The organism is Streptomyces sp. NBC_00322 (assembly GCF_036147535.1).
Taxonomy (GTDB): Bacteria; Actinomycetota; Actinomycetes; order Streptomycetales; family Streptomycetaceae; genus Streptomyces.
On record NZ_CP108019.1, the window covers coordinates 5,267,197 to 5,293,311 of the forward strand.

The 26,115-nt window shown below is 70.1% G+C and carries 18 protein-coding genes; 13 read left to right on the forward strand and 5 right to left on the reverse strand.

From position 1 onward, the window contains the following. Positions 1–359 precede the first annotated feature (359 nt). From OG905_RS24140 to OG905_RS24160, 5 genes are all read left to right on the forward strand, one after another. Complete coding sequence (locus OG905_RS24140) at positions 360–1,148, forward strand: ABC transporter ATP-binding protein (protein WP_328676993.1); 789 nt, start codon at positions 360–362, stop codon at positions 1,146–1,148. After that, positions 1,145–3,715, forward strand: a complete 2,571-nt coding sequence (locus OG905_RS24145) for an ABC transporter permease (protein ID WP_328676995.1) — start codon at positions 1,145–1,147, stop codon at positions 3,713–3,715. The genes OG905_RS24140 and OG905_RS24145 overlap by 4 nt, the downstream gene beginning before the upstream one ends. Before the next feature lie 240 nt (positions 3,716–3,955). Continuing rightward, positions 3,956–7,486, forward strand: a complete 3,531-nt coding sequence (mfd, locus tag OG905_RS24150; protein ID WP_328676997.1) for a transcription-repair coupling factor — start codon at positions 3,956–3,958, stop codon at positions 7,484–7,486. 600 nt (positions 7,487–8,086) lie between these two features. Next, the gene (locus OG905_RS24155; RefSeq protein WP_328676999.1) at positions 8,087–10,888 is read left to right on the forward strand and encodes a response regulator; all 2,802 of its coding nucleotides are present in this window, start codon (positions 8,087–8,089) and stop codon (positions 10,886–10,888) included. 65 nt (positions 10,889–10,953) lie between these two features. Next, entirely contained in the window at positions 10,954–12,501 is a 1,548-nt protein-coding gene (locus OG905_RS24160) for a GGDEF domain-containing protein (protein WP_328677002.1), read from the forward strand. Positions 12,502–12,525: 24 nt separating this feature from the next. Here OG905_RS24160 and OG905_RS24165 read toward each other — a convergent pair whose 3' ends face one another. Further along, positions 12,526–12,663, reverse strand: a complete 138-nt coding sequence (locus tag OG905_RS24165) for a hypothetical protein (RefSeq protein ID WP_443043977.1) — start codon at positions 12,661–12,663, stop codon at positions 12,526–12,528. Here OG905_RS24165 and OG905_RS24170 point away from each other — a divergent pair. Both OG905_RS24170 and OG905_RS24175 read left to right on the forward strand, forming a co-directional pair. Continuing rightward, positions 12,634–12,783: a hypothetical protein gene (locus OG905_RS24170; RefSeq protein WP_328682855.1), complete on the forward strand. Its 150-nt coding sequence runs from the start codon at positions 12,634–12,636 to the stop codon at positions 12,781–12,783. The genes OG905_RS24165 and OG905_RS24170 overlap by 30 nt on opposite strands. Before the next feature lie 268 nt (positions 12,784–13,051). Then, a complete protein-coding gene (locus tag OG905_RS24175; protein WP_443043978.1) occupies positions 13,052–13,825 on the forward strand; it encodes an HNH endonuclease family protein in 774 nt (257 codons plus the stop codon). A gap of 115 nt (positions 13,826–13,940) precedes the next feature. On the opposite strand, the gene OG905_RS24180 is transcribed toward OG905_RS24175, so the two are convergent. Both OG905_RS24180 and OG905_RS24185 read right to left on the reverse strand, forming a co-directional pair. Further along, on the reverse strand, positions 13,941–14,741 hold the full coding sequence (locus OG905_RS24180; protein ID WP_328677004.1) for a hypothetical protein: 801 nt from the start codon (positions 14,739–14,741) through the stop codon (positions 13,941–13,943). A gap of 113 nt (positions 14,742–14,854) precedes the next feature. Next, positions 14,855–15,694 (reverse strand): DUF4190 domain-containing protein, encoded by an 840-nt coding sequence (locus OG905_RS24185; protein ID WP_328677006.1) that lies wholly within the window; start codon positions 15,692–15,694, stop codon positions 14,855–14,857. A gap of 192 nt (positions 15,695–15,886) precedes the next feature. Between OG905_RS24185 and OG905_RS24190 the strand changes: the two genes are divergently transcribed. From OG905_RS24190 to OG905_RS24200, 3 genes are all read left to right on the forward strand, one after another. Next, entirely contained in the window at positions 15,887–17,986 is a 2,100-nt protein-coding gene (locus OG905_RS24190; protein ID WP_328677008.1) for an N-6 DNA methylase, read from the forward strand. A 102-nt stretch (positions 17,987–18,088) separates the two neighbouring features. Next, entirely contained in the window at positions 18,089–18,691 is a 603-nt protein-coding gene (locus OG905_RS24195) for a hypothetical protein (RefSeq protein WP_328677011.1), read from the forward strand. Continuing rightward, a complete protein-coding gene (locus tag OG905_RS24200) occupies positions 18,688–20,208 on the forward strand; it encodes a serine/threonine-protein kinase (RefSeq protein WP_328677013.1) in 1,521 nt (506 codons plus the stop codon). Before OG905_RS24195 ends, OG905_RS24200 begins: the two co-directional genes overlap by 4 nt. Before the next feature lie 22 nt (positions 20,209–20,230). On the opposite strand, the gene OG905_RS24205 is transcribed toward OG905_RS24200, so the two are convergent. Together OG905_RS24205 and OG905_RS24210 are read right to left on the reverse strand one after the other, a co-directional pair. Continuing rightward, positions 20,231–21,160 (reverse strand): class I SAM-dependent methyltransferase, encoded by a 930-nt coding sequence (locus OG905_RS24205; protein WP_328677015.1) that lies wholly within the window; start codon positions 21,158–21,160, stop codon positions 20,231–20,233. A 188-nt stretch (positions 21,161–21,348) separates the two neighbouring features. After that, on the reverse strand, positions 21,349–23,814 hold the full coding sequence (locus OG905_RS24210; protein ID WP_328677017.1) for a YfhO family protein: 2,466 nt from the start codon (positions 23,812–23,814) through the stop codon (positions 21,349–21,351). A 124-nt stretch (positions 23,815–23,938) separates the two neighbouring features. On the opposite strand from OG905_RS24210, the gene OG905_RS24215 reads away from it, so the two are divergent. The 3 genes from OG905_RS24215 to OG905_RS24225 all read left to right on the forward strand — a co-directional run bounded on the left by OG905_RS24215 (position 23,939) and on the right by OG905_RS24225 (position 26,107). Beyond that, positions 23,939–24,916 (forward strand): glycosyltransferase family 2 protein, encoded by a 978-nt coding sequence (locus OG905_RS24215; protein WP_328677019.1) that lies wholly within the window; start codon positions 23,939–23,941, stop codon positions 24,914–24,916. Next, positions 24,913–25,335 carry a GtrA family protein gene (locus OG905_RS24220; protein WP_328677021.1) on the forward strand — a complete coding sequence of 141 codons (423 nt, stop codon included), beginning with the start codon at positions 24,913–24,915 and terminating at the stop codon, positions 25,333–25,335. Before OG905_RS24215 ends, OG905_RS24220 begins: the two co-directional genes overlap by 4 nt. Positions 25,336–25,465: 130 nt before the next feature. Continuing rightward, entirely contained in the window at positions 25,466–26,107 is a 642-nt protein-coding gene (locus OG905_RS24225; protein ID WP_328677024.1) for a SurA N-terminal domain-containing protein, read from the forward strand. The last annotated feature ends 8 nt before the right edge of the window (positions 26,108–26,115 follow it).

Consider the following 26,115-nt stretch of genomic DNA (forward strand, 5'->3'; position numbering starts at 1 on the left):
TCCGCGCTCACCCGAAATCCTTTCCCCCTGCATCTATTCCCTGGAACACCTTCTCACTTGAGCCTCACGCAGGGGGAGGGTGCAGGCTCGGGCTGTGCGGGTCCACCCCGGGGTGTAGTCCCCCTAGGGGCTCCTCCGTACTGATGGCTAGGGGACGTTCGTCCGGGAGGACGACGAGGGGAGCGCGGCCGACTATTTAGCTTGGTCTTACGGCCGCAGCTGGGGCCCGCACCACCGGGGGGTGGGGAAAACCCCCGGTTCAAGACTGCGCTGCGCACCAGCGCGCCGGACCGCTTCCGCCGACAGACTCATATCCGTACGCGGCGACACCCGCTGATCACCGACATAGGAGAAATACCGTGACAACGGCTTTGACCACTTCCCAGCACGGGGATACCGCAGGGCGTACGGCCGTCGCCGCGCGAGGGCGGCAGGTCGTCAAGGCCTACGGCTCCGGGGAGACCCGTGTCGTCGCGCTCGACCGTGTCGACGTCGACATCGCCCGCGGGCAGTTCACCGCGATCATGGGCCCTTCCGGGTCCGGCAAGTCGACGCTCATGCACTGCCTGGCCGGTCTCGACACCGTCACCTCGGGCGAGATCTACCTCGACGCGACCGAGATAACCAAGCTCAAGGACAAGAAGCTCACGCAGCTGCGCCGGGACCGGATCGGCTTCATCTTCCAGGCCTTCAACCTGCTGCCCACGCTCAACGCCCTGGAGAACATCACGCTCCCCATGGACATCGCCGGCCGCAAGCCGGACGCGGGGTGGCTGAACCGGGTCGTCGAGACGGTGGGCCTGTCGGACCGGCTGAGGCACCGGCCCACTCAGCTCTCCGGCGGCCAGCAGCAGCGCGTCGCCGTGGCCCGGGCGCTCGCCGCCCAACCCGAGATCATCTTCGGCGACGAGCCGACGGGAAACCTCGACTCCCGTGCGGGGGCTGAGGTGTTGGGCTTCCTGAGGAGGTCCGTGGACGAGCTCGGCCAGACCATAGTGATGGTCACGCACGACCCGGTGGCCGCCTCCTACGCGGACCGGGTCCTCTACCTCGCCGACGGCCGCATCGTGGACGAGATGTTCCGGCCCACCGCCGAAGCCGTACTGGACCGCATGAAGGACTTCGACGCTCGGGGGCGGACGTCGTGACCGTACTCAAGACCTCCCTGCGCAACTTCTTCGCGCACAAGGGGCGAATGGCGCTCTCGGCGGTGGCCGTGCTGCTGTCGGTGGCCTTCGTCTCGGGCACGCTCGTGTTCACCGACACGATGAACACCACCTTCGACAAGCTCTTCGCCGCGACCGCCTCCGACGTCTCCGTCAGCCCCAAGGGCTCCGACGACGAGGAGAACCCGCGGACCGGCAAGCCGGAGTCGCTGCCCGCCTCGCTGGTCGAGACGGTGGCGAAGGCGGAAGGAGTGAAGTCCGCCGAGGGCGGCGTCTCCTCCATGAGCGTGACCGTCGTCAACTCCGCGAACAAGGACATGGGTTCCAGCAACGGCGCTCCCACGATCGCCGGCAACTGGACCTCGAACGCCCTCAAGGCGATGGAGATCACCTCCGGCCACGCACCGCGCGGCCCCACCGAGGTGATGGTCGACGCCGACACCGCCGACAAGCACCACCTGGGGCTCGGTGACGAACTGCGCACCATAGCCGTCACCGGCGACTTCACCGCCAAGATCTCCGGTATCGCCTCCTTCAAGGTCACCAACCCCGGTGCGGCCGTCGTCTACTTCGACACCGCCACCGCCCAGCGTGAACTGCTCGGCCAGGAAGGCCTGTTCACCCGGATCTCCGTCACCGGCGCCGACGGCGTCAGCGACGAACAGCTCAAGCAGAACGTCGCCAAGACGTTGCATGCCCCCTTCAAGCTGCAGACAGCCAAGGAAGCCGCGGACGCCGGCCGCGAGGATGTCGGCTCCTTCCTCGACGTGATGAAGTACGCGATGCTCGGCTTCGCCGGGATCGCCCTCCTCGTCGGCATCTTCCTGATCGTCAACACCTTCTCGATGCTGGTCGCCCAGCGCACCCGCGAGATCGGCCTGATGCGGGCCATCGGCTCCAGCCGTCAGCAGGTCAACCGCTCCGTGCTGGTCGAGGCGCTGCTGCTCGGCGTCGTCGGTTCCCTCGCGGGCGTCGCCGCCGGAGTCGGCCTGGCCGTCGGGCTGATGAAGCTGATGGGCTCCATGGGCATGGAGCTGTCCACCAAGGACCTGACCGTGAAGTGGACGACTCCGGTCGTCGGGCTCGTCCTCGGCATCGTCGTGACCGTCGTCGCCGCCTATGTCCCGGCGCGGCGGGCCGGCAAGGTCTCCCCGATGGCTGCCCTGCGCGACGCCGGTACGCCGGCCGACGGCAAGGCGGGCCTCGTCCGGGCCGCGATCGGCCTGCTGCTCACCGGCGGCGGCGCGGCCGCGCTCCTGGTCGCCACCCGGGCCGACAAGGCGAGCGAGGGCTCGATGTTCCTCGGCCTGGGCGTGGTCCTCTCACTCATCGGCTTCGTGGTCATCGGCCCGCTGCTCGCGGGAGTCGTGGTGCGGGTGATCAGCGCGCTCGTCCTGCGGATGTTCGGCCCGGTCGGCCGCCTCGCGGAGCGCAACGCGCTGCGCAACCCGCGCCGCACCGGAGCGACGGGCGCCGCCCTGATGATCGGCCTCGCGCTGGTGGCATGCCTTTCGGTGGTCGGCTCCTCGATGGTCGCCTCGGCCACCAGCGAGCTCGACAAGTCGGTCGGCGCGGACTTCATCATCCAGCCCCGCAAGGACCAGGCGATCATTCCGCAGGTCGAGGAGGCCCTGAAGAAGGCGCCGCACATCGATCACGTCACCAACTACAAGGGTGTGAAGGCGAAGCTGACCGCGCCCGACGGCAGGTCGCAGGACGAGGAACTGGTCGCCGCCGACCCGACGTACGCACAGGATCTGCGCCGCGAGACCGTCGCGGGCGAGCTCTCGGCGGCATACGGCAAGGACGCGATGTCGGTCGGCGACCGCTATGCCAAGGACCACGGTCTCAAGGTCGGCGACAAGATCAAGGTCGCGTTCAAGAACGGGCGGACCGCCGAGCTGAAGATCGCGGCGATCACCTCCGACGACACGAACGTCGACAAGGGCGCGATGTACACCAACATCACGACCGCCGCGCAGTACATCCCCGCCGCCAAGATGCCGAAGAACGTGATCATGTTCGCGACGGCGGAGGACGGCAAGGAGAAGGAGGCGTACGCGGCTCTGAAGGCGTCGGTCGCCAAGTACCCGCAGTACAAGGTGCAGAACCAGACCGACTTCAAGCAGGACCTGAAGGACCAGATCGGTCAGCTGCTGAACATCGTCTACGGCCTGCTGGCGCTCGCGATCATCGTCGCGGTGCTGGGTGTGGTCAACACCCTGGCCCTGTCGGTGGTCGAGCGGACCCGGGAGATCGGCCTGATGCGCGCCATCGGCCTCTCCCGACGCCAGCTGCGCCGCATGATCCGCATGGAATCGGTGGTCATCGCCCTCTTCGGCGCCCTGCTCGGCCTCGGCCTGGGCATGGGCTGGGGCACAGCGGCCCAGAAGCTGCTGGCGCTGGAGGGCCTGGGAGTCCTGGAGATTCCCTGGCCGACGATCATCACAGTCTTCGTGGCGTCGGCGTTCGTCGGCCTGTTCGCGGCCCTGGTGCCGGCGTTTCGGGCAGGCCGGATGAATGTGCTGAACGCGATCGCCACGGAGTAGCGGGGGATAACGGGGGAGTAGCGGCGGGGGCGCTACGGTAAGGGGGCCCGGCCCCGGGGTGTTCCTCCAAACACCCCGGGGCCGGGCCTTTGCGCTCTGGTGGGTCCTTTGCCCCGTAACAGAACCGGACGGCGCGGGGCGCGCGGTCGTCGTAGGCTGGAGACCCCCGGCCCGTTCCACGTGTCGGGCGGTTCGCGTTGCCCACCCCTCGCCCAGTCTCGCCCCGGATGGAAGCCCTTCATGAGCCTGCACGGTCTGCTCGATGCCGTCGTACGTGACCCGGCGCTCGCCGAAGCGGTGAAGGCTGCCGGCGACGGCCACCGTATGCATGTCGACCTGGTGGGCCCGCCCGCCGCGCGGCCCTTCGCCGTGGCCGCGCTCGCCCGGGAGACCGGGCGGACGGTGCTGGCCGTCACCGCGACCGGGCGGGAGGCCGAGGATCTCGCGGCGGCGCTGCGTTCGCTGCTGCCCGAGGAGGGCATCGCCGAGTACCCGTCCTGGGAGACCCTGCCGCACGAGCGGCTCTCGCCCCGCTCGGACACCGTCGGGCGCAGGCTCGCGGTGCTGCGCAGGCTGGCCCATCCCTCGAAGGACGACCCGAGCGCCGGGCCGGTCTCCGTCGTGGTCGCGCCGATCCGTTCCGTACTGCAGCCGCAGGTCAAGGGGCTCGGCGAGCTGGAGCCGGTGGCTCTGCGCACCGGGCAGCAGGCCGACCTGAACGAGATCGTCGACGGCCTCGCGGCAGCCGCGTACTCCCGGGTCGAACTGGTCGAGAAGCGCGGCGAGTTCGCCGTGCGCGGCGGCATCCTCGATGTCTTCCCGCCGACCGAGGAGCACCCCCTGCGGGTGGAGTTCTGGGGCGACGACGTCGAGGAGATCCGGTACTTCAAGGTCGCCGACCAGCGCTCGCTGGAGGTGGCGGAGCACGGGCTGTGGGCGCCGCCCTGCCGTGAGCTGCTGCTGACCGGTGACGTACGTCAGCGGGCGGCGGCTCTCGCCGAGGAGCACCCCGAGCTGGGCGAACTGCTCGGCAAGATCGCCGAGGGCATCGCGGTCGAGGGCATGGAGTCGCTGGCTCCGGTCCTTGTCGACGATATGGAACTGCTGCTCGACGTGCTGCCGCAGGGCTCGATGGCCGTGGTCTGCGACCCCGAGCGGGTGCGCACCCGGGCCGCGGACCTGGTGGCGACCAGCCAGGAGTTCCTGCAGGCGTCCTGGGCGGCGACCGCGGGCGGCGGCGAGGCGCCGATCGACGTCGACGCTGCCTCGCTGTGGGGGATCGCGGACGTACGGGACCGGGCGCGCGAGCTCGGGCTGATGTGGTGGTCCGTATCGCCCTTCGCCGCCGACGAAGAACTGTCGGACGACACTGTCAAGCTGGGCATGCACGCCCCGGAGAGCTACCGCGGCGACACCGCCCGCGCGCTCGCCGACACCAAGGGCTGGCTGGCGGACGGCTGGCGCACGGTGTTCGTGACCGAGGCCCACGGCCCCGCGGCCCGCACCGTCGAGGTGCTGGGCGGCGAGGGCATCGCCGCCCGTCTCGACGCCGACCTCGCCGAGATCTCCCCGTCCCTGGTGCATGTGGCGTGCGGCTCGATCGACTACGGACTCGTCGACCCCGGCCTCAGGCTCGCCGTCCTCACCGAGACCGACCTGTCCGGCCAGAAGGCGGCCGGCAAGGACGGCCAGCGGATGCCCGCCAAGCGCCGTAAGACGATCGACCCGCTCACCCTGGAGGCGGGCGACTACATCGTCCACGAGCAGCACGGCGTGGGCCGCTACATCGAGATGGTGCAGCGTACGGTGCAGAACGCGACCCGCGAGTATCTGCTCGTCGAGTACGCCCCCGCCAAGCGCGGTCAGCCCGGCGACCGGCTGTACATCCCCACCGACCAGCTGGAGCAGGTCACCAAGTACGTCGGCGGCGAGGCCCCGACCCTGCACCGGCTCGGCGGGGCGGACTGGACGAAGACGAAGGCGCGCGCCAAGAAGGCCGTGAAGGAGATCGCGGCCGACCTCATCAAGCTCTACTCCGCCCGCATGGCGGCCCCCGGACACGCCTTCGGCGCGGACACCCCCTGGCAGCGCGAGCTGGAGGACGCCTTCCCCTATGTGGAGACCCCCGACCAGCTGAGCACCATCGCCGAGGTCAAGGAGGACATGGAGAAGACGGTCCCGATGGACCGGCTGATCTGCGGCGACGTCGGCTACGGCAAGACGGAGATCGCGGTACGGGCCGCCTTCAAGGCCGTCCAGGACGGCAAGCAGGTCGCGGTCCTGGTCCCGACGACGCTGCTCGTACAGCAGCACTTCGGTACCTTCTCCGAGCGCTACTCCCAATTCCCCGTGAACGTACGGGCGTTGAGCCGCTTCCAGTCGGACACGGAGGCGAAGGCGACGCTGGAGGGGCTGCGGGACGGCGCGGTGGACATCGTGATCGGCACGCACCGGCTGTTCTCGTCCGACACGAAGTTCAAGGACCTGGGACTGGTCGTCGTCGACGAGGAGCAGCGCTTCGGCGTCGAGCACAAGGAGCAGCTGAAGAAGCTCCGCGCCAACGTCGACGTCCTGACGATGTCGGCCACCCCCATCCCCCGTACGCTCGAAATGGCGGTCACCGGCATCCGTGAGATGTCGACGATCACCACCCCGCCGGAGGAGCGGCACCCGGTGCTGACCTTCGTCGGCCCGTACGAGGAGAAGCAGCTCGGCGCGGCCATCCGCCGTGAACTGCTGCGCGAGGGCCAGGTCTTCTACATCCACAACCGCGTGGAGTCGATCGACCGTGCGGCGGCCCGGCTGCGCGACATCGTGCCCGAGGCCCGTATCGCGACCGCCCACGGCCAGATGCCCGAGTCGGCGCTGGAGCAGGTCGTGGTGGACTTCTGGGAGAAGAAGTTCGACGTGCTGGTCTCCACGACGATTGTCGAGTCCGGCATCGACATCTCCAACGCGAACACTCTGATCGTCGAGCGCGGCGACAACTTCGGTCTCTCGCAGCTGCATCAGCTGCGCGGCCGCGTGGGCCGGGGCCGCGAGCGCGGCTACGCCTACTTCCTCTACCCGCCGGAGAAGCCGCTCACCGAGACCGCCCACGAGCGCCTGGCGACGATCGCCCAGCACACCGAGATGGGCGCGGGCATGTACGTCGCGATGAAGGACCTGGAGATCCGCGGCGCGGGCAACCTCCTCGGCGGCGAACAGTCCGGCCATATCGCGGGCGTCGGCTTCGACCTGTACATCCGCATGGTGGGCGAGGCGGTGGCGGACTACCGCGCCGCGGTCGACGGTGGCGTGGAGGAGGAGCCCGCACTCGAGGTCAAGATCGAGCTCCCGGTCGACGCGCATGTCCCGCACGACTACGCGCCGGGCGAGCGGCTGCGCCTCCAGGCCTACCGCGCGATCGCCTCGGCGAACACCGAGGAGGACATCACGTCGGTCCGCGAGGAACTCACCGACCGCTACGGCAAACTCCCCGAGCCGGTCGAAAACCTGCTCCTGGTGGCGGGCCTGCGCATGCTGGCGCGAGCCTGCGGGGTCGGCGAGATCGTGCTCCAGGGCACGAACATCCGCTTCGCCCCGGTGGAGTTGCGCGAGTCGCAGGAACTCCGCCTCAAGCGCCTGTACCCGCGCACGGTCATCAAGGCCCCGACCCGCCAGATCCTGGTGCCCCGCCCGACGGCGGGCAAGATCGGCGGGAAGCCGGTGGTGGGGCGGGAACTGCTGGGGTGGACGGGGGAGTTCCTGACGACGATTCTCGGCTCGTGACCGGGGCACTGCGGACGTATGATCTCGGCCGCCGGGCGCAGGTGCGCAAGCTGGCGAAGGTGGGTTGAACCGGGTCGAGCGTCGTCGATCGCCACCGTCGACCCGGTGCAGGTCGCCCGAGGTCGTCAGGGTGGCGATTCGGCTGCCCGCTTCCCGGCATTCGTAGATCACTCACGTCCCCGCCGCACCGCGTCGTCCTGAGGCCGCGGTCAGTGGCTCGGCTTGCGATCTTCAGTGGTTCGTTCTTCGCTGGAGGTGTCCGTTGGCACCTGGAGAGGATCGCTTGATCTCCGTCCTCACCCATGGCTCGTGGGTGTGAAGACGTCAGATGGTGGCCGGGTGGGTGCCGGTCACCCGCACCGGTCGCGGTGATCGTCACCCGGGTGGATGTCTGCTCCCGTTTCCCACCCGGTGCGCACGGTGCCGGTCCCGGCAACCGCTGCGTGGGTGTGTGGCCTCGTGGTCCGAGGTGGCGCACCCGCGGCCGGATGCCGCCGATCACCCGTCGTTCGAAGACGCCGCACCCGAAGCCGTCGCGGCCGGTCTGTCGGCAGGCCCGGCCGCGCCCCCCAGTGGCCGTACATGACATGTGGAGGCGGAATGGAACGGGAGCCCACACCACCACCCAGGCAGTACGCGGCGGACGACGAGGAGCGGTTCCGGCTGCTGGTGAAGAACTCTCCGGACATGGTCTTCCGCCGGACGGTCGACGGCGTCTACCAGGAGGTGTCCCCGCCGGCGCAGGCTTTGCTCGGGCGCCCGGTCGAGGAGATCGAGGGGACGTCGATGGTCTCCTGGGTGCACCCGGGGGATGTGGAGGAGTACGAGTGGGCGGAGCGGGATCTGCTCCGCGAGGGCCGGGTGGCGGTCTGTCTGCGTCTGCGGCACGCCGACAGGCACTCGGTATGGATCGAGGCGACACTCTGGGTGGTACGGGACGACGCGGGCGACCCCCTCGAAGTGCGCGGGTTCATCCGCGAGGCGGAGGGCCAGCGGCGCAGGGAGGAGGCGCTGCTCCTGTTGCAGGGGCAGGCACGTTCGGTCATCGAGACCGCCCGGGACGCCTTCGTCTCCATCGACGAGGACGGCCTGGTCATCGACTGGAACGCGAGCGCCGAGCGGCTGTTCGGGTTCAGCCACCACGAGGTGATGGGCCGTCCGCTGACGGAGACGATCATTCCTGAGCGGTACCGCGCCGCGCACACGGCCGGTCTGCAGCGGGTTCTGTCCGGCGGGGAGGCTCATGTACTGGGCAGTCAGCGGGAGCTCACCGCGCTGCACCGCGACGGCCACGAGATACCGGTCGAACTGGCTTTGTGGCGGCTGAAGTCGGCGAAGGCGCGCTGCTTCAACGCCTTCATCCGCGACATCACCGAGCGCAAGGTGGCCGAAGCCGCCCTGGCAGAGGCCCGCGACGAGGCGATTGCCGCCTCCCAGGCGAAGTCGCAGTTCGTCGCCTCCATGAGCCATGAGATCCGTACCCCCATGAACGGCGTCATCGGGCTGAGCAACCTGCTGATGGGTACTGCGCTGGACGCCGAGCAGCGCCGCTACGCGGAGGGCATCCAGGCCGCCGGGACGGCACTGCTGTCGCTGATCAACGACATTCTGGACTTCTCCAAACTGGAGGCGGGCAGGGTCGAACTGGACGAGGTCGCCTTCAGTCCCCAGCTGCTGGTGGAGGAGGTTGTCTCGCTGGTGGCGCAGACCGCCCAGGCCGAGGGCCTGGAACTGCTCAGCGACTGCCATCCCGATCTGCCCGCGATGGTGCTCGGGGACGCGGGCCGGCTGCGGCAGATCCTGCTCAACCTGGCCTCCAACGCGGTGAAGTTCACCACATCCGGCGAGGTGGTGCTGCGCGCCCGCCCGGCGCCGTCCCAGGCACCCGCACCGGATGCGCCGTGGCTGCACTTCGAGGTGGCCGACACCGGCATCGGCATCGCCGAGGCCGACCAGGAGCGGATGTTCGATGCCTTCTCCCAGGCGGATGCGTCCACCACCCGCCGCTACGGAGGCACCGGCCTCGGCCTGGCCATCTGCCGCAGGCTCACCGAGGCCATGGGCGGCTCCATCGGCGTCACCAGCCGGACCGGCCAGGGCAGCACCTTCTTCTTCACCGTACCCGTGCGCGCCCCCGACAGCCCCGAACAGCCCCCGGCCCCACCGCACCCCGACACCCTTCGAGGACTGCGGGTCCTGGTCGTCGACGACAACGAGACCAACCGGCTGATCCTCGACGCTCAGCTGCACAGGTGGCACATGCAGCCGACCTCGGTCGCCAGTGGCCCCCACGCCCTGGTGGCCCTGCACGAGGCGGCGGCCGCGGGCCGCCCCTACGACATGGCCCTCCTCGACATGCAGATGCCCGACATGGACGGCCTGGAACTCGCCCGAAGGATCACCACCGACCAGACCATCGGCCGGCTGGGGCTGCTGATGCTCACCTCCGGCACCACGCTGCCCGCGGCCGAACTCCAGGCGGCCGGGATCCCGCGCAGCCTGTCCAAGCCCATCCAGCAGTCCCAGCTCATGGACGCCCTGGTCGAACTCACCACCCTGACATCGCCGGTGGCCACCACGTCGCCGGTCGCCACGGCAGCGACACCAGCCCCGGCCCCGGTCCGGCCCGCCAACCGCGGCCATGTCCTGCTGGTCGAGGACAACGAGATCAACCAGATGGTGGCCCTGGGCATGCTCACTCGGCTCGGCTACAGCGCGGATACCGCCGCCGACGGCATCCAGGCCCTGCGTATGACCGAGGAACACAGCTATCACGCTGTGCTGATGGACTGCCAGATGCCCCAGATGGACGGCTACGGCGCCACCCAAGAACTACGCCGCCGGGAACGGGACAACGGCCGTCGTCTGCCGGTGATCGCCATGACCGCCGGCGCCCTCACCGAGGACCGGGACCGCTGCCGGGCCGCGGGCATGGACGACTACATCTCCAAGCCCGTCACCGCCGACGAGCTCGAACAAGCCCTCGCACACTGGGTCCATCCCGCCCGGCCACAGTCGGACAACGAGGGCCTGCGCGAATCCATCGAGCAACGGCTGAGCGAACTGCGCGGCGCCGGGACCCCGGCCGAGAACGAACTGGTGAGCCGGCTGGTGGACCACTTCCTCGTCCGGGCCCCCGAGATGACCAGCGCACTCTTCCACGCGCTGGACCGCCACGACACCACCGAGATCGCACTGCAGGCACACAGCCTCAAAGGCGCCGCCGGCAACATGGGAGCCCAGAGCCTCGCAGCCTGCTGCCTGGAGCTGGAGCAGTTTGCCGACGCCGGAGCCCCGGCCTCACTTGCCCAGACCGCTCCGCGCCTCCAGGACGAACTCGACCGCACCTGTCGCATCCTCGAGACGCTCCGCTCCCACCTCCCCGGCCAGGGATCTGGATGACGACCCGCCCGCCCGCCTCCGCCCGGGCGCGTCCCGGCGGGAGCGGAGAAGGAGGACCTGTGGGCATGGTTCACGTCCCGTTGCCCTCCCGCCGCGAAGCGGCGGCCTGGGCGTATGCGGCAGCAGGGACCGCGGTGATCGTCACCTATCTGGTCACCTCCTCCGCAGCGCGCTACATGCTGCCCGTGGTGATATCCGCCTCGGTCGTCTTCGCGATCGTGGTGGGAGTGATCAGGAACAAGCCGCCATCGGTCCTTCCGTGGTACCTGTTCGCCGCGGCCATGGCACCGTTCGCGGCGGCGGACACGATCTGGGGCCTCTATCAGGTCCGCGGGGACGAGGTTCCGTTCCCAGGCGTGGCCGACATGCTCTACCTGGGCACCTACCTGTTGTTCACGGCGGGCCTGGTGACGCTGGCCAGGCAGCAGGCAGGCCGCCTGCACTGGGCGGGGCTGCTGGACGCGGGAATCGTCACGCTGGGGGCAGGCACCCTGTCATGGGCGTTCATCATCGCCCCCTACCTGCGCAGCGAGCTGTCCGCGTGGCCGCTCGCGATGACCATCGTCTACCCCGTCACCGACCTCGTGCTGTTGTCCATTGCCGCGCGGCTGATGTTCACCACTGGCACGCGGACACCGTCGCTGCTTCTGGTCATCGGATGGCTGCTGGTCCTGCTCGCTGCCGACGGCCTCTACTACGGAACGCTGGCCACCGAGACCGTGATCCCGGAGGACGTGGCCGAAGTGGGGTGGATGGTCTCCTCCCTCCTGCTGGGAGCAGCGGCGCTGCACTCGTCCGTTGCCCGGCCTACACAGGTGGCGGAAGAGCAGGAGAGGCTGCCCCGGCGGCGGCTGTCGGTCCTGATCGCGCTCATCCTGTTGGGGCCGTTGATCGTGCTGGCCAATGTCGATGGCATCCGGGACCAACCCCTGAACATCACCGTGGTCGTCGGCATGATGGCGAGCCTGTCGCTGCTGCTGTTGCTGCGCATCGCGTTCCTGGCCCAGTACGCCCAGGGCAGGGCAACCGAAGCACGGACGCACGCCGAGGCTCTGTCGGCATCACTGCAGGAGCAGGCAGAGCTCCAGAAGCAGCTGAGCTATCAGGCGACCCACGACCCGTTGACGGGTCTGGCCAATCGAGCACTGCTGAACGAGCGAATGGAGTCCGTTCTCGGCCGGTGCTCCGCAGTGTCCCCCAGCGGACTGCTGATGCTCGATCTCGACGGCTTCAAGGACGTCAACGACACGCTGGGGCACCCGGCCGGTGACGAACTGCTGGTCGACGTCGCACAGCGGCTGACGGCCAGGGTCCGCAAGCAGGACATGGTGGCCAGGCTCGGCGGAGACGAGTTCGCGCTCCTCGTGGACGAGGTGGACGCGAGCACACTGCATCACTACACCAGGCGGATCCTCGACGCCTTCAAGGACCCGTTCACCCTCGCCCATGGCCATTCGGCCTACGTGACAACAAGCATCGGAGCACGGAGCATCACCAGGCCGACCGCGCCTTCAGAAGCGCTGCGGGACGCCGACACCGCCCTGTACAGGGCCAAAACCGCGGGCAAGAACCAGGCCGCGTTCTTCGAATCCCCGGAGCGGGACAGTTCTTGACGTGCCGGGATCGCGATCAGGCACTCAGGACGCCCTGAACGTCAGCCCGGTCAGCGCGCGGAAGACCTCCTCCGGGTCGCCGTCGCCCACCGTGCGTTCCAGGTTGTGGCTCAGCAGCAGCGTGGCGAAGCCATGGGCGATCGACCAGGCGGCGACACCCATCAGGTCGGCGTCCTCGGACGGGCCGCGGGCCTCGACGCCCGCGCGCGGGGCGGCCGCCGCGGTGAGGTGGGTACGGGGCTGATGCCCGGCGAGAACACCCTCGGCATCGGCAAGGTGTGAGGGGTGGCGCGGCCCGGTTACGCCACACCGCCCGCGGGGGCCGGCTCGGCTCCGCGGGCGGTGCGTATGCGTCTGTGTCTTTGATCTATCGCTGTGTCGGCGTCCCCATATGTACGTCCTTCCGCAGAGGACCAGGGTTGCTTTCGACGCTACGCGCCCCCACCGCCTTCCGCGAGCCGGAACCTCCGCATCTTTCGGTGCGGGCGATAGCGGCATGAAAGTGGCTATTTCGTACGGGACTTGGGGCCGGTGTCAGTAACCTACGGACGTGAACAGACTCGGGGTCCGAATATCGCGCGCACTCACCGGCGGCCTGGCGGCCGTCGCCGTCACCGCGCTGCTCTCCTCCTGCGACGGGACCGGGCTGCCCGGCGACGCCGAACCCACGAACGCCACGGCCGCCACCGGCGCCGGTACCAGCCCCCTCGCCAACGCCGACGGCACCAAGCCCGGCCTCGCTCCCCTCACCTCTGAACAGGACCGGGCGGCTGCCCGCGCCCTGATCGGGAAGGTGACCACCAAGGGCCGCGGCCCCAAGACCGGGTACGCCCGCGACCGCTTCGGCCACGCCTGGATGGACACGGCCGACGGCGTCCCGCTGGCCCGCAACGGCTGCGACACCAGGAACGACCTGCTCGCCCGCGACGGCAAGGATCTGCGCTACCGCTCCGGCTCCGACTGTGTCGTCATAGCCATGACCCTCGACGACCCGTACACCGGCACGGTCATCGACTGGCGCAAGCAGAAGGCCGCCGCCGTACAGATCGACCATGTCATTCCGCTCTCGTACGGCTGGCAGATGGGCGCGGCCCGCTGGGACAAGGTGAAGCGTCAGCAGCTCGCGAACGACCCGCTGAATCTCCTGCCGGTGGAGGGCCGCGCCAACAGCTCGAAGAGCGATTCGGGCCCGGCGTCCTGGCTGCCCCCGAACAAGCGGATCCGCTGCGCGTATGCCGTACGGGTCGCGCAGGTGGCGATCAAGTACGAACTGCCGGTGACCGCGGCGGACAAGAGGACGATGCTCACGCAGTGCGGCGGATGACAGCAGCATGGGGCTTCAGAAGCTGACGCTCCGTGCAGCACTCACCTCAGGCCGGGAAGCGCGCCGTACTGCCTGCCGGCACGCCGCCGTGGTCAGTCTGTCGGGACGGACCGGCTTACTGGGCCGCGCTCTCCTCGTCGAGGTCCACGATGTCCTTGGCCGCCGGCTTCTTCGCGCCCACGGGCTTGTTGAACGCCGAGAAGGTGATCGTGCCCGGCTCCTCGCCGCCCTTCTGCTCCACCTTCAGCACATACGGCTCGCCCTCCGTCGCGACGTACACCTTGTAGCTCGTGTCGCCGTCCTTCTCCGTCAGGGTCAGCACCTTCTGGCCGTTCACCGTTGTCTCCTCGCCCCGGCGCATCAGGTTGAAGCCTTCCTCGAACTGCCCGAGGAACGTCTTCAGTTCGCAGAACTCCAGCTGCTCCTTGTCCTCCGGCGACGACGCGTCCGACTTCACCCAGCGCCCCTTGAGCATCTTCAGCACCGCCGCGGTCTCCTCGGCCGAGCTGCCGTCGTTCTGGCTGCGCAGGAATGCCTCGTCGAAGCGCATGTAGGCGTTGTCGCCGACCCTCATGAGCTCTGCCGTGCCGGTGTCGCCCGTGGAGAGCGTCCCCTTGCAGTCGCCCTTGGAGTCGATGGACATGTACGCCTTCATGTTGCCGTCCGTCGTCCGGGCGGCGAAGTCGACGGTCACCGAGGTGGCCGCCTTGGTCGCCTTGAAGGCCTTGTTGGCGATCTGCGGGCCGGACAGCCCCCCGAACGCGCCTTCCTTGGCCTTCGTGCCTTTGGCCGGGGCGCCCTTGGTGTCCCGGCTGTCACCGGCGGAGGCACCGCACGCCGCGGCGGCGAGCGCGAGGGTGGTGCACAGGGTGGCCAGAGCGATGCGCCTGAGGCGGCGCGGAGCGATGACAGACATGTGGGTTCTCCGAGGAGGAAGAGACGTTCGGGAAAGGGGAGGAGGAGGGGTGGGGAGTCCGGGCGCGGGTCGCCTGGCGGGTCAGGGGCCACCAGGGCGGCCGGACCCGCCGGTCAGAGCGTGAGCTCCCAGTGCGACGGGTTGTACGAGATGCCCGGCGTGACCTCGACCGTGAGGCTCTTGGCGTCCGCCGGGGCGTCGAACGCGTACTGCACAGTGGCCTTCCTACCGGGCAGGATCGTGCCGCTGAAGCCGCTGCCGACCTTGTCGTCGAAGATCTGCTCGGCGGTCACACCGTCCTTGCCGGCGCGGGCGTCGGCACCGACGAGGTTCGCGTCGAACTTTTTCTTGCCGCCGTTCTCGATGACGATCGTGACCCGGTAAGCCTTGTTGCCCGCGGTGTGGCCGATCGCGAACTCGCCCGGCGAGAAGGACTTGGCCGCCGACACGGTGACCTTCACGTCGTCGTCGTAGATCGACGTGTCACCGGCCGCGAGGCTCTCGCCCTTCTTGGCCGTGGCATCGCCGGCGCCCTTGTCACCTGCGCCGCCCTTGTTCCCGGGCGACGCATCCTTCGGGGCGGTGTTCTCCGTGACCTTGTTGATTTCGTCGACCGCGTCGTCCACGGCCTTGACCGTCACCACGCCGACGCCCACGCCCACGATCATCGCGACGAGGCCCAGTACGGCTCCGGCGGTGGCCGAGCCCCTGTTCGTGGCTTCGTTGCGCTTGGCGCGGCCACGGCCCAAGAGGCCGAGGATCAGGGCGAGCAGGCCCAGGATGCAGCCCAGCCAGAACAGGAAGGGGATGAACCCGGTGATGGTGCCGATGATGCCGAGCACCAGGGCGGCCGTCCCGAGGCCGTTGCGCGCCGGGTTGCCGGTCGCGTACTGCCCGGGGCCGCCGTAGGGCTGCTGCGGGCCGGGCTGAGGCGCTTGCGTGTATTGCGACATGGGTCCCCCCGAAAGTGCGTGGCGGGCTCGTCGAGAGCTCCGTGTGGCGACGGGTCACATCACAGCAGAGCCTGTGAACCGAGTCAACCAGCAATCCTTGAGCAACTCGACGGCCAGGTGTGAAGTGGGCTCTTCCGTTCACCCGCTAGAATCGGCGCCTCAGCAGCGGTAAGGACGAGGGGAGTCAGCCGGGTGCCGGAGAACGCAGCAGAGGTGACCGCTGCCGGAATCGCACGGCTCGCGGGGGTCGGCCGAGCCGCCGTCAGCAACTGGCGGCGCAGGCACGCCGACTTCCCCAAGCCCGTCGGCGGCAGTGAGACCAGTCCGTCCTTCGCCCTCGCCGACGTCGAGCGCTGGCTGCGCGACCAGGGCAAACTGGCCGAAGTCCCGCTGCGTGAAAGGGTCTGGCAGCAGATCGCCGACCATCCGGCGGGCGCCGTGCGCGCGCTGGTCCACGTGGGGTGCTCGCTGCTGCTCGTACGGGAGCGCCCGACGACGTGGCAGGAGCTGACCGCCGTCGCGGACGAGCGGATGGCCGAGCTGCTGCCGACGGCGCTGGAGCAGGTCCTGGCCGCGCGCTTCGGGGAGGCCCGGGCGGGTCTGTTCCCCACCCCGCCCCCGCCCCCTACCCCGCCCCCGACCCCGCCGGGGCTCCGCCCCGAACCCCGCGCCTCATACGCCGGCGGAGCCGAAATTCGCCTCCTGCGCTCCGTCGGGGAGCTCGCCGCCGGGATCGGGGCCCGTCAGGCGTTCGAGTTTCTGCTGGGCCGTCACCTCGACGCCAACCCGCGCCAGTACACCCTCACACCGCCCGGGCCCGCCGCGCTGATGGCGGCGCTCACCGGACCGGCCGGCACCGTGCTCGACCCCGCATCCGGCACCGGCACCCTGCTGCGCGCCGTCGACCGCCCGGCCGCGCTGTACGCGCAGGAGGCCGACCCCGACCTGGCCGCGCTGACCGCGCTCCGGCTGGCTCTGCACACCGACGCCGACGTGCGCGCCGCGGCCGGCGACTCCCTGCGCGCCGACGCGTACCCCGAGCTCACCGCCGACGCCGTGCTGTGCCACCCGCCCTTCAACGAGCGCAACTGGGGCCACGAGGAACTCGGCTACGACCCGCGCTGGGAGTACGGCTTCCCGGCGCGCACCGAGTCCGAACTGGCCTGGGTCCAGCACGCGCTCGCCCGGCTGCGCCCCGGCGGCACCGCCGTCCTGCTGATGCCCCCGGCCGCCGCGTCCCGCCGCTCCGGCCGCCGGATCCGCGCCGGGCTGCTGCGCCGCGGCGCCCTGCGTGCCGTCGTCGCACTGCCCGCCGGTGCCGCGCCGCCGTACGGCATCCCGCTCCACCTCTGGGTGCTGCGCAAGCCCGACGCGGGCCAGGCCCCCGCCCCGGAGCTGCTGTTCGTCGACACCGCCGAGCCGGCCGGGGCGGGCGGCGGCCGCGACAAGCTCGACTGGCAGACCGTCCAGAGCGCGGTGCTCGACGCCTGGGGGCCGTTCGACCGGCACGGCACGGCCGAGGAGCGGCCGGGCGTCAGCCGCTCGGTGCCGGTCATCGAACTCCTCGACGACGACGTGGATCTGGCCCCCGCCCGGCATCTGCCGCCCCCGGCCGCGGGCGGCGGCGCGGACGAGCTGCTGCGCGTACGGGACCGCCTCACCGACACCCTCCGGCTGACCGGCGAGCTCACCCCGGCGCCCGCCGAGCCCACGGAGCCCGCGCCCTGGCCCGCCACCACCGTCGGTGAACTGGCCCGCGCGGGCGCGCTCGTGCTGAGCGCGGGCGGCTCCGGCACCGCTCCGGCAGGCCATGCGCCCGTGGCCGTACTCACCGAACACGACGTCCTCGCCGGGACGGCGCCGTCCGGCAGGCTCCCAGAGGGGCCCGACGAGGAGCCCGTACGCGTCGAGGAGGGCGATGTCGTCGTGCCCGTGCTGGGCGGCGGATCCGTCGTACGCGTCGTCGACGAGGCCACGGCGGGCGCGGCCCTCGGCCGCAACCTCCAGCTGCTGCACCCCGATCCGGCCGCACTCGACCCGTGGTTCCTCGCCGGATTCCTGCGCGGCACCGCCAACAACCGCCAGGCCAGCAGTTACGCCTCGACCGCGACCCGCCTCGACGTGCGCCGTCTTCAGCTGCCGCGTCTGGCGCTCGCCGACCAGCAGCGGTACGGGGAACGCTTCCGCGCGCTCGCCGAGTTCGAGGACGCGCTGCGGACGGCCGGCCGGCTCGGCGAGCAGCTGGTCCAAGGGCTGTACGACGGACTGACGGACGGCACCGTCACGGCCTGATCGGTTCCACTACGGTTCGGTACAACCCCCGAGCCGATGTCGGTGTCGGTGTATACGCTCGTCCTCTCAGACCGCCTCGTCCCCAGGCATTCAGGAGCACCCATGCATGGCCACGGCTACGTGCCGACGCAGCCTCCGCGCGACATACCGGCGTCGGTGATCGTGCTGCGGGTGCTCTTCGCGATCCTGCCGGTCTTCAGCTGCGGAATGCTTTCGTGGGGCACAATGCTGCGGCTCGCGCTGGTCACCAAGCGCCCCCGGGACTGGGTGTTGTTCGGTGTCGTGCTGGCCTCCTTCGTCGCCTGCTTCGGCACGGTCCTGTCGGACCCCACCGAAGACCTGCGGATGCTCCGGTCGGACATCGCGATCGGCATCATGCTGGCTGTGGCCCTGGTCGTCGTGGGCTGGTTCCTGTACGCGGACACCAGGCACGACGCGATCCGCCGGATGCCGCCGTCGCCGTACTACGGGACACCCGTGCCGTACGGACCGCCGGCAGTGGCACAGCGGATGCCGCAGGCGCCGCACACGCCGACGCCGGGATACGGCTTCCCTCCCGCCCAGCCCGTGCCGCCGCAGCCCCGGCCGCTGCAGACACCCGCCTCGCAGGCCTCGTCCGACAAGCCGCGCATCGACCAGGTCCGTGCCGAGCTCGACGAGCTCAGCGACTACCTCCGTAAGGACCGCAAGGAGCCCGGCCCGTGAACGGACGTGTCATCGCGAGCCGTTACGAGCTTTCGACCGTCATCGGCCAGGGCGGTATGGGCCAGGTCTGGACGGCGTACGACCGACGTCTCGACCGCCGCGTCGCCGTCAAGCTGCTGCGCCCCGACCGGATGGCCGCCGCCACCGGCGCCGACGAGATGCGCCGCCGCTTCGTGCGCGAGTGCCGGGTCACCGCCCAGGTCTCGCACCCGGGCCTGGTGACCGTCCATGACGCGGGCAGCGACGAGGACGACCTCTTTCTCGTCATGCAGTACGTCGAGGGCGCGGACCTCGCCGACCATCTCGCGGAGCACGAGCCCTACCCCTGGCCCTGGGCCGTCTGTGTCGCCGCGCAGCTGTGCGCCGTGCTCGCCGCGGTGCACGCCGTGCCGATCGTGCACCGCGACCTCAAGCCGCGCAATGTCATGGTGAAGCCCGACGGCACCGTCACCGTGCTCGACCTCGGCGTCGCCTCCGTCATCGACGTGGACACCACGCGCCTGACCCACACCGGTTCGCCCATCGGCAGTCCCGCCTATATGGCGCCCGAGCAGGCGATGGGCGGCGCGGTTGGCCCGTACACCGATCTCTACGCCCTCGGTGTGCTGCTCCACGAACTGCTCAGCGGGAACGTCCCGTTCGCCGGCTCCACCGCGCTGGGCGTACTGCACCGTCATCTCTACGAGCCGCCGCTCCCGGTCCGCCGGCTCCGCCCCGAGATACCCGAGCCGCTCGAAGCGCTGGTCCTGCGGCTGCTCGCCAAGGACCCGCAGCATCGGCCGGCCGGCGCGCACGACGTGTACGAGGCGCTGATGCCGCTGCTGCCCGGCCGGGGCACGCCACAGGGACCGCTCGATCCGACCCGCCCCTTCCTGCGCCCGCACGCCCCCTGGCCCGACCGCGTCGCGCCCCCGCCGCCCGTCGCACCACCAACGCCGCCGGCGCCCCGGCCCGATGTCGCCGCCGCCGTCGACGAGGTGAAGCGGCTGCTCGGCGAGGGCAGCATCACCCGTGCCGTCGACATCCTCGGCGGGATCCTCCCGGCCGCCGCCGCCGAGCACGGCGAGCACTCCCCGGTCGTGCGGATCCTGCGCAAGCAGTACGCCACGACGCTGATGGACGACGGCCAGTACCGCCGTGCGCTGCCGGAGCTGCGCCGCCTCGCGGAGGACCGCGCCGCCGAGGCGGGCCCGGCCGATCCGCAGACGCTGCAGTTCCGCTACGAGGCGGCGCAGTGCCTGGAACAGCTGGGCGATGCGGCAGCCGCGCTCGCGGAGTACCGCGCCGTCCTGCCGCACTACGAGAACCACCGGTCGGGCGGCGCCGACGCGGGCCGCGCCTTCGACGTGCGCCACCGCATCGGGAATCTGCTGCTCGCGGTGGGCGACCACACGGCGGCGCGGCTGCAGCTGCAGGGACTGCTCTACGACACGGAGCGTGCGTACGGGCCGTACCACGCCCTGCCGGTCGAACTGCGTCGTGCGCTCGACCGGCAGGGGCAGTTCCACCGGGGGTGACCCCGGGACGGCCGCCGGGTGGTCAGCTCGCGCGCAGATACGCCGAGGTGGACACCCGCCCCAGCAGCTTCAGCCGCGAAGTCCCGCTCGCCAGATGCTTGTCCAGCGCGTCCTGGACCCCGGGCCAGGCCTTGTCGCCGTAGTCGTCGAGCACCACGATCCCGCCCGGTGCCACGATCTGCTCGACCCATTCCAGATCGGCCCGCACCCCGTCCATGGAGTGATCTCCGTCCACCACGATCACCCCGTACTCCCGGTCGGAGACGGCGGCCCGCACATCCGGATCGCCCGAGAAGCCCTGCTGGATCCGCGCGTCGATCACCGAACCGACGCCGCCGAGCGCCAGGTTGGCCCGTACGACGTCCTCGCGCACCGGCGTGCCGGTGGGATCCGCGCCCTGCGGGGCGGCGCCGGGCTGGAGCTGCGCGCCCGCCAGCGGATCGACGATCGTCAGATGCGGCTTTGCCCCGGACCGGTGCAGCATCCGCATCAGGCCTGCGGCGAACATCCCGTACAGGGTGCCGATTTCGAGGACATTGCCGTTCGGCGGGGAGAGCAGCGGCACCGTGGCGAGCTTTCCGCACACATTGGAGGTGGACCCGGCCAGCCTGCCCACGCCGAGTGACTCCAGGGCGATCACCGTGCGATAGGCAACGGTCACATTGCGCAGAGCGTGTTCAGTGCCGTCCGCGACGCCCTGGATCTGACGCGCGAGCGTGTCGAACTGGGCGGCGGTGGGCGTCCGGTGACCGCTTCGACCCGTCCCGTCGACGAGCAGGCCCAGTCCGTACTGCGGACTCCGCAGCGCGGCCACTTGTGCGGTCAGAGCGTCCACATCGGTCCGCAGAGCATGCGTGGCACGCTTCACCTGCTGTTCGATGCGCCGGTCGATCATGGTGAGGGCTGGGCTCAGGACGCGCTTCGCCAGCCGGTTGCGAAGGAGAGGGGGCATGCGGGGACGCTACGCCGCAGCACGACCGCGCGGGCCAAGGCCGGATGCTTTGCAGATGAAGTCCTGATGACTGCGCGAAGGCGGAACCATGAAGGAGTCGCGACGGAATGCCGCGTGCCTCTTGTAGAGGTCCGCACCGTTTCCCGGTGTCCTCGCAGGCCGGACGGGCTGGATTTCCGGGGCGTGAGCTACGGCTGCTTCCGCGTCCCCGCGTCGTCGGTGTGCACGAGTTGACGAACAGTCAGTGCACCTGCTGAGGGTCGGCTGTTGCTCGCCGTCCCGGCCGTGGCACGCGCCCGCCGCCGGATCCTTGGCAGCAGGGCGATCACGACGAGCGTCAGCAGCCCCGCGGCCCCGATCGCCGCTCCGGTCTTCAGGCCGGGCGGGCGGAAGGAACAGTCCACCGTCGTCGATGTGCCGTCCAGCTCCACGGAGACGAGCCCGAGGTAGGAGCCGGCCGGTTTGCCGTCGCAGCTCCAGCCCGCGATCCGGGGCGCGGCGAGAACCGCCGTCCCCTTGGTGCCGGGCGGCAGCTCGGCCCGTACACCGCTGTCCGTGACCTCGATCGAGACCGCGCCGGTCGCCTTCAGTTTCGCCACGGCGGCGGTGAGCTCGGCCCGGTCCAGGCAGCGGAGGGTCGTGCGATGGGGGTCCTTGCTGTAACCGACCTTCTGGCCGGGGGAGTTCACCGTGCCCAGCGAGCTGAGCGCGGCACGCCGCTTGGGCTGTCCGCCGCGCAGCGAAACCCAGGGCGCATCGCCGAGCCGGGCCTTGCCGGTGTAGTTCGGCGCCCAGAGGAAGACCTCGGTGCCGACCGGGCAGGAGCCGTTCACTGGCGAGCCGTAGACCTGCGCGCCGAGGAGTTTCTCCTGGTTGCGGAACGGGTTCCAGTCGTAGCGGGGCTCGGGACCCGCAGGCCGTACCGTCAGCAGCGGCGGCGTCGCCGCCCGCGTCACCTCCGGATGCTGCCCCTGCCCGGTGCGCACCCGCGCGCCGACAGAGAAGATGGCGTCGGTCACCGGGTTGTCGAGCGACTGCACACTGCGGCCGTTGGAGGTCCAGCCCGCGCCGAGCGCGGCCATCGTGTGCACGAAGACATCGGGGGTGTGGCTGCTGTAGTACCCGCCGCCCTGGCCGCCCAGCAGGATCGGATCGTTGCCGGTGATCTGGTCACGGCCCACATCGGTGCGGTACTCCGGCCAGCCGTCGGCCTTCGCCACGGCCGCCGCGCGCTCGCTGTGCCCCGCCCCCCAGGCCGGGTAGTCGTCCAGCCTGCCGAGCCGCTGCCGGTCGGCGTACGCGGTGGTGGCCGCGGCCTGCCCGACCAGCGCGCCGGAGAGCAGCAGCGCCGCGAGTGCGGCGTACCTGGGGGGTGTCCGGCGGGCCAGCACCAGACCGGCGAGGACCGCCGCGGTCCCGGCCCCGAAGAGGGGGAAGGTCCAGCCGGTGACCAGCTCGCTGGTCGAGGCCGTGAGCGCGAGGGCGGCCACCACGGCGCCGCCGCCGAGCAGGGCGCGCCGCCCCGGCCAGTCGTACGAGAGGCCGGTCCAGGCGGCGATCACGAGTATCCCGGCGAAGACGAAGGTCTGCCGGTACGGGCTGCCGTTGGGTGTCGCGAAGACATGCCACACCAGATGGGTGGGCGCCCACTGCAAGGACACCAGGGTCGCCGCCGCGAGCCCCGTCCACAGCCATCGCTCGCGCCGCGGAACGGCCCCGTTGAAGGCGAGCGTGCAGGCCAGCAGCAGGGCTCCGCCGCCCAGGAAGAGGGCGGGTGTGAAGAAGCTGTACGTCGCGGGCAGGGTGCGGGCGAACACATCGGCCCAGCCCGCGGGCGCGAACTCCCTCGTCCACCCCGGGTAGGCGTGCTTCGAGCCCTGGAAGACCGGGATCAGGACGGGGGTGGCCGGCGCGATCCCCAGCAGCACGGTCCAGGTGGCCCGCAGCAGGGCCCGCATCCGCTGTCGCAGATCGGGCTCCTCAAGGGCCAGGCGCACCACGAGCACCAGCGCGGCCCCGATGGTCGCCATATAGGCGGTGTAGAAGTTGGCGATCCATGCGACCGCGACGACCAGCGGGCCGAGGACCGGCCTGCGGGCGGTGCGCGCCCACTCGCCGACCAGGCACAGCATCGGGAAGGCGACCAGGCCGTCCATCCACATCGGGTTGTACGAGGCCTCGACGACCGACCAGCCGCACAGTGCGTACGAGGCGCCGAGCACCCCCGCCATCCACCAGCGCCCGCCCTCACCCTCGCCTGCGCGCAGCGACAGGAGCAGCCAGGTCATCGCCGCGGCAGCCGTCGCCATCTTCAGCAGCGTGACCACATAGACGGCGAGATCGATCTGGTCCCGCGGGAAGAGTGCGACGAGCACCGAGTACGGGCTGGTCAGATAGGTCCCGAGGTCCGGCAGAAAGCTGGTGCCGTATCCGGACTGCCAGTTCAGCAGCAGTCCGCCGTCGGCCCGGCCGTGCAGCAGATCCCACAGATGTGCGTGAAACGGCACGAACTGATTGCCGAGGTCGTTCACGCTGCGGGTGTGCGGGCCGAAGGGAAAGCTGCGCGCGACGGCGTCACCGGCGCACACGGCTGTCACGGTGATCAGCGCGGCGAGGGCGGCGGCGCGGCCTCGCACGGAATGCAGAGTCGACATGATTCCTCGAATATGCCAGCGCCGATCGTGAAATCATCGCGCGGGAAGCCCAGTTCACTGGATGGTCGCCCAGGCGTCATGTGAGGAATCCACCTGCGACATTCGGGTGGGATGTTGTTCTTCCGTGCTGATCTCGATAGTTGTCCCGTGCTTCAACGAAGAGGAGATCATCGGCCGCTTCCATGAACACGTGACCGCGGAACTCTCGCTGCTCGGGCAGGAATTCGAGCTGGTCTATGTGGACGACGGAAGCCAGGACCGGACGCTCCCTCTCCTCGAGGAGATCGCCGAGGCCGACCCTCGTACCCGCTATGTGTCCTTCAGCCGCAACTTCGGCAAGGAGGCGGCCATGCTGGCCGGTCTCCAGCATGCCGAGGGCGACGCCGTGGTCATCATGGACGCCGACCTCCAGCACCCTCCGGAGCTGGTCAGGCGCATGCTCCAACTCCACGACGAGGGCTTCGACCAGGTCATCGCCCGGCGCACCCGCAAGGGCGACCGGGTCACCCGCACCCTCACGGCCCGCGCCTACTACTGGCTGATCAACCGCCTCGTCGACGTGGAACTCGTCGACGGCGTGGGCGATTTCCGGCTGCTCTCGCGCCGTACCGTGGACGCGATCCTCGAACTCACCGAGTACAACCGCTTCTCCAAGGGCCTGTTCGCCTGGGTCGGATTCCGCACGACGACCTTCGAGTACGAGAATGCGGTACGCGAGCAGGGCCGCTCCAAGTGGAGTTTCGGCAAACTGCTCAACTACGGTCTCGACGGGCTGCTCTCCTTCAACAACAAGCCGTTGCGGGCCGCCGTCTATCTCGGTCTTCTCCTGGTCACGCTCGCCATGGCGTATACCGCCTGGATTGTCGGTGTCGCCATGGTGAACGGCGTGGACACCCCCGGGTATGTCACCCTTCTCGTGGCGGTCACCGCACTCGCCGGTGTACAGATGCTGATGCTGGGGGTGGTCGGCGAGTACGTCGGCCGTATCTACTACGAGGTGAAGCGGCGACCGCACTTCCTGGTGAAGGCCACCAACGCCGGCCTTCCGCAGCAGCGGGAAGGTGAGCGGCGTGAACGCACGGGGGAGCTCGTAAGACGATGACAGTCCAGGTCCAGATGGTCAGATTCGCCCTGGTGGGAGCGGTGAACACGGGGACGTACTTCGGTCTGTATCTGGCCCTGCTGACCTGGCTGCCGTATGTCGCCGCCCATGTCCTCGCCTTCCTGCTCAGCATGGTCGGGTCCTTCTTCCTGACCTCGTACTTCACGTACCGGACCCGGCCGACCTGGCGGAAGTTCCTGCTCTTTCCGCTCACCAACGCCGCGAACTTCGTGGTCACCACGTGCGGCGTCTATTTGCTGGTGGACGTGCTGCACCTCAGCAGCCGCTATTCCCCGCTGATCGCGCAGGCGTCGGCGATCCCCATCACGTTCGTCGTCTCCCGGATGATCATGCTGCGGCCGGATCCGGCCGAGCGGATACAGGAGCGGGAGCCGGAGCCGGTCCGGTCGGCCGGCTGACGCGTACCGCTCGCATCCGCAACTGCGGGCGAATCGTTGGTCGAATCAGTGGCCCAGACCCCCGGGACTGCCTACCATCGATCACCGCAGGGTCTTGTGCACCGAAGCACAATCACGCCGGGAGGCTCCTTTGCACCGCCGCCGTCGCACCGCGCTCACCGTCTCCGCCGCGCTTCTGATCGCCGCGCCCCTCCTCGCCGCCTGCGGCAATGACGCTCACCCGGGGGCCGCCGCCGTCGTCGGTGGGGAGCGGATCGAGGTGGCGACCGTGCAGGCGAAGGTGAAGGACGTGCGCGCCGCCCAGCAGAGCTCGCCCGAGTCCGCGCAGCTCATCAAGGACAGCGGTCAGCTCAGCCGGGCCAAGCTGTACGACCTCATCGTCGACCAGGTCGTCCAGCGCGCCGCCGACGACGCCGGGGTCAAGGTCAGCCGCAAGGAGGTCCAGGACGGGCGGGCCCAGCTGGTGCTGCAGTCCGGCGGCGAGGACCAGCTCGCCGCCATGTATCTGCAGCAGCGCGGCGTCGCTCCGGACCAGCTCAACGATGTCGTGCGCCGCGACATCCAGGTCAGCAAGCTGGCCACCGCCCTCGGCGCGACCAACACCCCCGAGGGCCAGCAGAAGCTGAACCAGGCCTTCACCGCCGCCGCCAAGTCGCTGCACATCGATGTGAACCCCCGCTTCGGCACCTGGGACAACCAGAAGCTGGAGCTCGGCACGTACAAGGCCCCATGGATCACCCAGGTCACCAAGGAGCCGGAGACCGGCGCCTAGCGTGCGAG

Coding starts and splice junctions, on each gene's coding strand:
- mfd (WP_328676997.1), top strand. CDS start 3,956: ATGAGCCTGCACGGTCTGCTCGATGCCGTCGTACGTGACCCGGCGCTC.
- OG905_RS24155 (WP_328676999.1), top strand. CDS start 8,087: ATGGAACGGGAGCCCACACCACCACCCAGGCAGTACGCGGCGGACGAC.
- OG905_RS24160 (WP_328677002.1), top strand. CDS start 10,954: ATGGTTCACGTCCCGTTGCCCTCCCGCCGCGAAGCGGCGGCCTGGGCG.
- OG905_RS24170 (WP_328682855.1), top strand. CDS start 12,634: ATGGGCGATCGACCAGGCGGCGACACCCATCAGGTCGGCGTCCTCGGA.
- OG905_RS24165 (WP_443043977.1), bottom strand. CDS start 12,663: ATGGGTGTCGCCGCCTGGTCGATCGCCCATGGCTTCGCCACGCTGCTG.
- OG905_RS24180 (WP_328677004.1), bottom strand. CDS start 14,741: ATGTCTGTCATCGCTCCGCGCCGCCTCAGGCGCATCGCTCTGGCCACC.
- OG905_RS24185 (WP_328677006.1), bottom strand. CDS start 15,694: ATGTCGCAATACACGCAAGCGCCTCAGCCCGGCCCGCAGCAGCCCTAC.
- OG905_RS24195 (WP_328677011.1), top strand. CDS start 18,089: ATGCATGGCCACGGCTACGTGCCGACGCAGCCTCCGCGCGACATACCG.
- OG905_RS24205 (WP_328677015.1), bottom strand. CDS start 21,160: ATGCCCCCTCTCCTTCGCAACCGGCTGGCGAAGCGCGTCCTGAGCCCA.
- OG905_RS24210 (WP_328677017.1), bottom strand. CDS start 23,814: ATGTCGACTCTGCATTCCGTGCGAGGCCGCGCCGCCGCCCTCGCCGCG.
- OG905_RS24220 (WP_328677021.1), top strand. CDS start 24,913: ATGACAGTCCAGGTCCAGATGGTCAGATTCGCCCTGGTGGGAGCGGTG.